This is a genomic window from Methylobacterium frigidaeris, assembly GCF_022179185.1.
Classification (GTDB): Bacteria; Pseudomonadota; Alphaproteobacteria; order Rhizobiales; family Beijerinckiaceae; genus Methylobacterium; species Methylobacterium frigidaeris.
Genome location: NZ_BPQJ01000066.1, coordinates 21,966 through 29,617 on the forward strand (window position 1 = coordinate 21,966; position 7,652 = coordinate 29,617).

Consider the following 7,652-nt stretch of genomic DNA (forward strand, 5'->3'; position numbering starts at 1 on the left):
CATCGCGCCCGACGCAACGAAGCTCCCTTCCGGTCAGGGCGACATGCCCTTCTCGGCGAGCTGCCTGCGAGCCGCATCGGTCTTGCGCAGGGCGAGGTCCATGCCAGCCTGGACCTCGGCCGCCTTGGTGAACTGAACGTCGGCGTACTCGACCACCTCGACGCGGTTGCCCCAGGGGTCGAGGAAGTCGAGGAAGCTCCCCTCGATCATGCGGGCTCCCGCGGCCACGGCGAGAGTCTTCGCTCGGGAACGGTCGTCGACCACCAGGCCGAAGTGACCGTCCGGCAGGTAGTCGGCCGGGCGCGCCGCGGCGGCTGGCGTTTCGGCGAGCGCGAGGAATTGATCGCCCATATCGAGGAAAGCCATCTTCTCCGCCCGACCGCGCAGGGTGAACGCGAAGATCGCGCCGTAGAAGGCCAGCGCGGCTTCGAGGTCGCCGACCTCCAGGGCGACGTGGTTCACGCCGATGAGGCGCGGCCTAGTGTCAGTGTCCGGTGGGTTGTCCATCGCGCATCCTCCCGTGCGGACCTGCGTGCAGCTGTGGCCCAGAGCGACGGTGGCCTACTTACCGCCGAGGACCTTGTCGGCCTTGGCGTCGACCCTTTTCCGGTCGGCCGTCGAGAGGTTGCCGGCCTTCTCCTGCTGCGCAGCGCGGGCCTTGGCATTCCGGGCGTGCGCCTTGTCCTCCACGGGGTACTTCCGCTCCTCGGGCAAGGCAAACTTGCTCGTGCTCAGGTCGTCACGTTCCTCAGTCTTGAGCTTCGACATCGTGGCCTCCGGGTCTTCGGAGGAGCAACGCAGCACCGGCTGCCGCGGTGCCCACCCTGGCGGGGGAAAGGCAGACGAGCGCCCGTTCCATGCCGCGGTCGTGCACGTGCTGCCAGGTGTGGATGGCATCGGGTTCGGCCTTGCCCGGCCGGTGCACCCAGGCGATCACCGCGTTCCGACCAGGAGTCCTTCACCATGAAACGCAGCCGTGTGGCTTACGCACCGCTGGATGGCTCACGTCCGGAAGTAGGAGCGCGAGGCCGAGCGGGCCCGCCGGCAGGGTGAGCTGGGGCTCTGAGGCCAGCGACAGGAAAGTGAACCGAACGCGAGTTAGCTACAAACGGCCGGGGCACCCACCCCGGCCGTTGCCGTTCCAGGAACCGAAAACGAAACGATCGCTTAGTTTCCGGTCGTCCGAGCCCAATACGAAACGATCGCTTAGTTCCGGTCCATCTTACCGAGCGGGAAGATTTGGCCGCGAGGGGCGCATTCTTCCCGCTCGGTAAGTTCAGTCCCCGGTCCCGAGGTCTGCCGGGCCCGAGGCGCAGGCCGCGGTGTTGGCGGCGAGGTCGCCGTCCGGGAACAGCACCATGCGCCCCAAGCGCCCGACCTCGATCATCACCATCCCGGCGGACCGAATGGCGATGCCCGCCCCCGTGCGCGCCGACCAGCGCCCCGTCCGACCGTCCCGGGTCTCGCACCGCGCCCGGACGCGCCATTGTCCCGGTCCGGTGCGCTCGAAATCCAGTCCGGTCGTCACGGCCACGGGGCCGCGGCGTTGGACCGTCCCGGCGGACCAGCGGGGCTGGTCCATGATACCGGCCGCGGCGGGGGCGGCCGCCACAAGGGCGACCGCGAGGAGGATGGCGCGCATCTCAGACCTCCACGATCAGGGCTGGATCGAACGCCGGGTTCTCGATCTCCAGCGTTGGCGGCCGCCCCCGCCAGGTGGGGCGCTCCGTCACGTAGCCCCGCGGGTTCGCGACCACCCTCGTCCCCCCGACGCGGTAATTCCGGGGTTCATGGATGTGCCCGTGCACCCAGAGCGCCGGGGCGTGCTGCCCCTCCAGGATCTCCGTCAGGTCGCTCGCGTAGGCCGCATCGAGCGGCGTTTGCCAGCGCCCCCCGCGCAGGCTCGCCGGGTGCGGCGCGTGGTGCGTGACGACGACGGTCGGCCCATCAAACGGGACCGCCAGCGCGTCCTCGATCCGCCTGCGTTGCTGCCGGTGCAAGTCGCCGGAGAACCTCGGCAGGAACTTGCTGTAAGCCCCGGGTCCCCTGCGCCACTTGATGCGCCGCACGTCCTTCATGCCGGTGCGCTGCTCGCACGCGTCCGACTGGGCAGCCGCCCGCACGGTCGGTTCGAGGTCCCAATCGGTCCACAGGGTCGCCCCGACGAACCGAACTCCGGCGAGCACGGCCTGCTCGCCCTCGGCCAGGAGCGTGACGCCGGCGGCCGCTGCCAGCTCGCGGGCTTCCGGCAGGGTGTCCTGGTAGGTCGATCTCCAGTAGTCGTGGTTGCCCGGCACATAGATGACGGGGCCACGTTGCGAGAGCCCACGCAGCCAGGGCAGGACCCGATCGCAGAGGCGCTCGCTCACATCCCCGGCGACCACCGCGACGTCGTGCGGGGGCGGGTTCAGGTCGAGCGGGCACACGTCGAGATGGAGGTCCGAGAGGACCCAGAGGCGTGTCGTCATGGCAGGAATTCTCCGGCCGGCGCTACAGGAGCGCGAAAGCGGTACCGCTGTCGGTGAATACGATGATCCTACAAGCCAATACTTTCGAAAACCCTGGGCGCGAGGTGAAAAACTCGGCCTCAAACGGGCTGTACCCGATCTCGACGGCGCCCGGCGGGATGGCCGGTAGTTCGGTTCGGGTCCCCCGGGCCCACGCGTGAACAGACCGCTGCCCGGTTCTGAGAACCGCCGCGCGGCCGCCGGGCCTCACGACGAGGCGAACGTCCCGGAGCGCGAGCTCGGGCAGGTGCGCGACGACGCGGCCGCCCTCGCGGACGGACCAAGCCCGCCGGGTGAGGTTGCGGTAGACCTCGGTCACCGCCGGGCCCCGAGGGGCTCGAAAGCCAGCGCGACGTTCTCCGCCGCGGCGGCGACGCCGGCGGCCGCCTCGGGGCTCAGGACGCCGGCGTCGCGCAGGCGCCCCGCTTCCAGGGCCCGGGTCCGCAGCCCGGCGCCGGAGAGCCGGCAGATGCGCCCGCCCTCCCACGCCGCCTGGATCCGCGCGGCGGCCGCGGCTACGCGGTCACCGGGGCTCATGGCGCGCATCCTGGAGCGAGGGCAGGCCGAGGGCCGCGTTCATGGCCCGGTTCGCCGCCACGAGGGCCTCGGCGCCCGAGAGGGCGCGCTGGTCTGCGAGGCGGATGACGTGGAGGATGTACGCCTCCATGTCTAAGGCGGCCTCGGGGTGGGCGGTCCCCGCTGCCCGGTGGGCGCGCAGGGTCGAGAGCAAGTAGTCGAGGACGGGAGCGTGCATGACCAGGTCTCCCGAATCTAATGGCGCGGCGAGAGAACGGTGCGGGACGCGACCGCGGCCTCGACCAGCCTGCGCAGCGAACGGATGCTGCCTCCCGGGCGATGGTTCGCGACGACCGCCGCCTGCTCCTCGCCATCGAGGGCAGGGAGCCACGCCTCGTCCTGCCCGAGCTCGGCGCGCAGGTCCTGGAGGATCCCCTCGATGAGGGCCGGCAGAGACTCCCGCGTCGGGGCGGGCATCGCGAGGACAAGGAACCGATCCCGCAGGGGATCGGTGATGCCGGCCAGGCTGTTCGCCGTCGCCAGGAACGTGACGCCGCTCAGGTCGGTGTCACACTCCAGGTACGGGTCGTGATACCGGCTGGCGTGATCCAGCATCGACAGCAGCCCATCCTGAGCGTTGCCGTTATGGCGGCTCTCCGCGGCCTTCTCGATCTCGTCGACGACGATGGCGACTGTCGCCGTCATCGCCCTCTTGATCGCCTGTAGCGGCACCGAGGCGCGACCCGTTCCCCATTGGCGCGAGGTCCCGATCAGCGATGCGTCCGAGACGCCGGCGCAGCTGTAGACCGTGACCGCCAGGCCAAGGCCTTCGCAGATCTCGCGGGCCAGCCGGGTCTTGCCGCAGCCGGGCGGGCCGACGAGCAGGACGGGCCGGAGCCGGGCGTACGGCTGCTCGACGGCGAGGGACAGGATCCGGTCGATCACGGCCGCCGCGTGCGGGTAGCGGGAGACGAGGCGAGCCCGGACGGCCGGCAGGTCCGGCGGCGGCACGCAGCGGAGCCGCACGCCCGCGAGAGAGGCGAACTCGGCCCGGGGCGTAGCACCGCCGCCGGTCGGGCGAACACCGTCCTTGGCGGTGCCCGGCAGGTGCGCGACGCTCTCGATGACGACGAGACCCTCCGCCCTGCGTGCGGCACGAGCCGTCTCCAGGTCGGCGAGGAAGTCGTCGTCGACCCAGTCCGGCGCGAAGTCGCGCGGGTCGTGCCCGGTATCGTCACGGACCGCGCCCCGGGGCCGGTCGAGCGACTGCCAGAACTTGACGAGCTCGCCCTCCGCACCGAGGTCACCCCAGACGATCTTACGGACTTCGGTCCGGACCGCGTCGCGATTGGCGTCGTAGTTCCCCAGCAAGATCAGGTGCGCGACGTAGCTGAGCTCAGCGCGCGTCGTGAGCAGCAGCCGCCGCTCGGCGTCGTCGACCGTGGCCCCGGCGGCGAGATCGGCCTCGTGCATGGCGACGAGGGCGCTGGGATAGTGCCCCAGCCAGGTCGCCAGGAGCCGGCTCCGGGAGCCGATCTCCTCGCAGCGCTCGCGGACGTCCTTGGACAGGCTGACGTCCCGGGCGGCCTCCTCGGCGGCCTCGGCCAGCGCGACGACGGCGGGCGTGCCGGCAAACCCAGCGGTCAGCGTCGCGTGCCGGGACCGGACGGCGTCCGGCAGCCCGACCGTGTCGAGGGTGCCGGCCCAGGCGGTCGCGTCGTTGAACGGATTGTTCCACAGCAGCGCCGCCCCGTTGCGCAGCGCTGCCACGCTGGCCGGAGCGTGGCTGACATCGGGTGGGGTGAGCGCGCGCAGGTTCGCGCGGGCACGCTGGGCGCGCCTGGAAGCGTCGGTCATCGGTGTCCCTCGTCCGATGGGCCGGAGAAACCAGACCCAGGGACGAAGACCCTACCCGGCAGGCGTTAATTTTCCGTTTCGGTCCCAGGATCCTCGGATCCTGCCGGGGGGCGCCGCTGCCCGCGCGCCCACTCGACGAGCTCGCTGGCATCCTCGACGAGCGCCCGCGCCTTCTTGCCCACGACCGCGTTGATCCGGTTGCCGTGCTTGAGGATCGCCACCCCGCCCCGCAGGGACGCGCACGCCATGAGCATGTGACCCAGGGCTCGGGGATGCTCGCTCGCCGCGGCGCGGGCGAGGAGAACGAGCACCCAGGGCGGGAGGCCCCACCTCTCAATTCGGTCCCGGTTGCACGTGCGCTGGTTCAGGCCGGTCACCATGGCGAGCGGCTTGCTCCACTCCGGCCCCAGCACCCGGCTCGCCGCGACGTCGACGGCATCGACGAGCGCCAACGCGATGTCCTTGTGGGCGAGCCGCTGGCCGCGGACGTGGGCGGTCCGCTCGACGTAGACGAGGGGCTCCCCGTCGAGCGTGCCGACCGCGACGCCGTCGTAGAGCCCCTCGTCGATGGGGAGAAGTTCGATGCGCATGAGCCCTCTAGGGGATGGGGGTGGCGTGGAGATCCACGCTGACGAATCGGTGCAGGCCTTCGTTGGCGACGACCAGATGCAGTAGCGGGGCCCCCACAGGCGCCCCGCGGTCATGATCGAGACCCGCCTCTCAGGCCGGCCTTCCGGAGCCGGGCGAGGCAGCGCGGGCAGGTCGCCGGCGCCGTCTCGATCTCGCCCCAGCCGACGGAACTCAGGCCGGGCCGGGCGCCGCACAGCGCCGGCGTGGCGGCGCCGTCGCAATCCTCCTCGCGAACGACGTGCAGCCGGCGACCCTGATCGGCCTGGTAGCCGGAGCGCACGCGGCCGAGCATCCCCGCGGAGCGCCACGCCGTGCCGTCGGGCAGGACGTAGCGGGGGGCCGCGGCGAGCAGCGCCTCGTGCTCCGCGGCCCGGCGGGCGGCGGCCGCCTCGGCGAGGCGGTCGAGGGCGTCGGAGAACAAGGTGGGCTGTCCGGTGACGATGATCATGCCTGCCCCCTCAGCCCGCGAAACCGAACGCGCGGCGGGCGCGCTCTTGGATGGACCGCTCCAGAGCAGTCATCCCCCGGACGGCGCGCGCGGCCTCGTCCGCCCGGTACATGGCGGACGAGACGTCTTGGACGGCATCGTGCAGCTGCCCGCTCTCGGCCGGGCAGCCCGCGTCGTGCAGCCTGTTCCGGACGAGCATGAGCAGCTCGACGATGGCATTGGCCGTCGCCGGGGAGAAGTGGACGAGGTAGCGGTGGCGCTGATCGTCGGGCCAGTCCTTGGGGCACAGGCTGGAGCTGGCGAGCTGCACGAGTTCCAGGGCAGCGGGCCGGGAGCCCTCGTGGAGCAGGGCGGGGATAGAGGCCCGCAGGATGCCGACGTGCTGGGGCGTGAGCGAGACGGGGACAGTGTGCGTCATGAGGGCGAGGTCCTGATCGAGGGCGCCCCGGCGGGATTGCCGGGGCGCGGGAGTGGGGGCCGGTGCCCCGGTGATCAGGCGGCCTCGCGCTCGACGACGTCGTAGACGCTGCCGTTCTTGGCGTAGGTGTAGGAGTTGCGGCCGGTGACGTCGTAGCCCTCCGCCTTCACGCGGCGGTACAGGGCCTCCGTGCAGGGCTCGGCGCGGTAGCCCAGGGTCTTGGCGTAGGCGTGGGCTTCGGTCGCGGTCGGGAACGCCTCGTACGTGCCCTCGTGGGAGACGACCCACTCGCCCTCGCCGACCGTCGCAGGCCGGGTCTGCGTCCAGTGGTGCGCGTCCTCGATGGCGAGCTCTTCGCTGCGGCCGATGCCCCAGATGCCCTCGACCTCGCCCTCGGGGATGGCGGCCGGCAGGGCGATGTAGAACCGGTTCGGGGCGATGGCGTCTCGGAGGTCCTCCACGGGGACGGGGCCGAACTCGGCCTTCAGGCGGTCGATGAGCTCCTCGGTGGCGGACTCGTAGTCAGAGCCCTCGGGGGTCTCGTGAGCGATGTGCTGCGCGATGGCCTCGGCGGCGAGGTCGCGGTCGGCCTGCGTGGTGGCGGCCTTCCAGGCGGCGATGGCGGTGTCGATGGTGGTGCTGGTCATGAGGAAAGTCCCTTGTTCCCAGGGTCGGTGCACCCGGCCCAGGCATGTCCGTTTTTAGTAGACACGGCTCGGAAAGCAAGAGGGGGGTGTGTGCGAAAATCGCACAGACCTTGCGGAATGCCGGTCCGCCGCAGCCACCCGGGGCGTCAACGACCCCGCGACCCGCCGGGCGAGACCCCTGTTCCCCGGCCGCGTCGAGGGTAGCCTGAGGGCATGGCCTGGATCGACTTCCTGAGCGGCAGCACAGGCGCCGCCGTCCCCATCGACTCCCGAGACGCCGATGATTACTGACAATCCCGATGGCTACATGCAGCCGGGGTGGCGCGAGCGGTTCGCCGCCATGCAGGCCGAGGCCCAGATGGCCTACGACGAGTTCCTGCGCTTCGACTGGGCCCATCGCTCCATCGCAGGCTCCTGCTTCGCCGACCGCCTGCGCGTGGCGTGGAATGCAGCGCCGGGCGGCTCGGCGGGCTTGACGCTGGAGGAGTGGGTCACCCGGTTCGGTGGGGTGACCAGACTGACACCCTACCAAGTGTGGGCGTCTAGGATGGCGACCGCTATGGGAGAGACCGCGCGACTGATCGGCCCCCACGAGGTGGTCCAAGTTCAAAGTTAGTGCAGTGTCGGCG

At 71.2% G+C, this 7,652-nt stretch carries 13 protein-coding genes; 1 reads left to right on the plus strand and 12 read right to left on the minus strand.

Going from position 1 to position 7,652, the window contains the following annotated elements; genetic code table 11:
* Positions 1–33 precede the first annotated feature (33 nt).
* From MFF64_RS33605 to MFF64_RS33660, 12 genes are all read right to left on the minus strand, one after another.
* Complete coding sequence (locus MFF64_RS33605; RefSeq protein WP_099903567.1) at positions 34–507, minus strand: VOC family protein; 474 nt, start codon at positions 505–507, stop codon at positions 34–36.
* A 54-nt stretch (positions 508–561) separates the two neighbouring features.
* Positions 562–768 (minus strand): DUF6582 domain-containing protein, encoded by a 207-nt coding sequence (locus MFF64_RS33610; protein ID WP_238193510.1) that lies wholly within the window; start codon positions 766–768, stop codon positions 562–564.
* A gap of 508 nt (positions 769–1,276) precedes the next feature.
* A complete protein-coding gene (locus tag MFF64_RS33615; protein ID WP_238193511.1) occupies positions 1,277–1,642 on the minus strand; it encodes a hypothetical protein in 366 nt (121 codons plus the stop codon).
* A gap of 1 nt (position 1,643) precedes the next feature.
* Complete coding sequence (locus MFF64_RS33620; protein WP_238193512.1) at positions 1,644–2,468, minus strand: metallophosphoesterase; 825 nt, start codon at positions 2,466–2,468, stop codon at positions 1,644–1,646.
* A 22-nt stretch (positions 2,469–2,490) separates the two neighbouring features.
* On the minus strand, positions 2,491–2,826 hold the full coding sequence (locus MFF64_RS33625; RefSeq protein WP_099901749.1) for a L5-gp82 domain-containing phage-derived protein: 336 nt from the start codon (positions 2,824–2,826) through the stop codon (positions 2,491–2,493).
* The gene (locus tag MFF64_RS33630) at positions 2,823–3,044 is read right to left on the minus strand and encodes a hypothetical protein (protein ID WP_099901747.1); all 222 of its coding nucleotides are present in this window, start codon (positions 3,042–3,044) and stop codon (positions 2,823–2,825) included. The genes MFF64_RS33625 and MFF64_RS33630 overlap by 4 nt, the downstream gene beginning before the upstream one ends.
* On the minus strand, positions 3,031–3,261 hold the full coding sequence (locus MFF64_RS33635) for a hypothetical protein (protein ID WP_099901745.1): 231 nt from the start codon (positions 3,259–3,261) through the stop codon (positions 3,031–3,033). The genes MFF64_RS33630 and MFF64_RS33635 overlap by 14 nt, the downstream gene beginning before the upstream one ends.
* A 17-nt stretch (positions 3,262–3,278) precedes the next feature.
* Positions 3,279–4,880, minus strand: a complete 1,602-nt coding sequence (locus MFF64_RS33640) for an AAA family ATPase (protein ID WP_238193513.1) — start codon at positions 4,878–4,880, stop codon at positions 3,279–3,281.
* Between the two features lie 65 nt (positions 4,881–4,945).
* Complete coding sequence (locus MFF64_RS33645; RefSeq protein WP_238193514.1) at positions 4,946–5,470, minus strand: hypothetical protein; 525 nt, start codon at positions 5,468–5,470, stop codon at positions 4,946–4,948.
* A 110-nt stretch (positions 5,471–5,580) separates the two neighbouring features.
* Positions 5,581–5,958, minus strand: a complete 378-nt coding sequence (locus MFF64_RS33650; protein ID WP_238193515.1) for a hypothetical protein — start codon at positions 5,956–5,958, stop codon at positions 5,581–5,583.
* A gap of 10 nt (positions 5,959–5,968) precedes the next feature.
* The gene (locus tag MFF64_RS33655) at positions 5,969–6,376 is read right to left on the minus strand and encodes a hypothetical protein (RefSeq protein WP_238193516.1); all 408 of its coding nucleotides are present in this window, start codon (positions 6,374–6,376) and stop codon (positions 5,969–5,971) included.
* 74 nt (positions 6,377–6,450) lie between these two features.
* Positions 6,451–7,023 (minus strand): hypothetical protein, encoded by a 573-nt coding sequence (locus MFF64_RS33660; protein ID WP_238193517.1) that lies wholly within the window; start codon positions 7,021–7,023, stop codon positions 6,451–6,453.
* Between the two features lie 280 nt (positions 7,024–7,303).
* Between MFF64_RS33660 and MFF64_RS33665 the strand changes: the two genes are divergently transcribed.
* Complete coding sequence (locus MFF64_RS33665; RefSeq protein ID WP_238193518.1) at positions 7,304–7,639, plus strand: hypothetical protein; 336 nt, start codon at positions 7,304–7,306, stop codon at positions 7,637–7,639.
* Positions 7,640–7,652 lie beyond the last annotated feature (13 nt).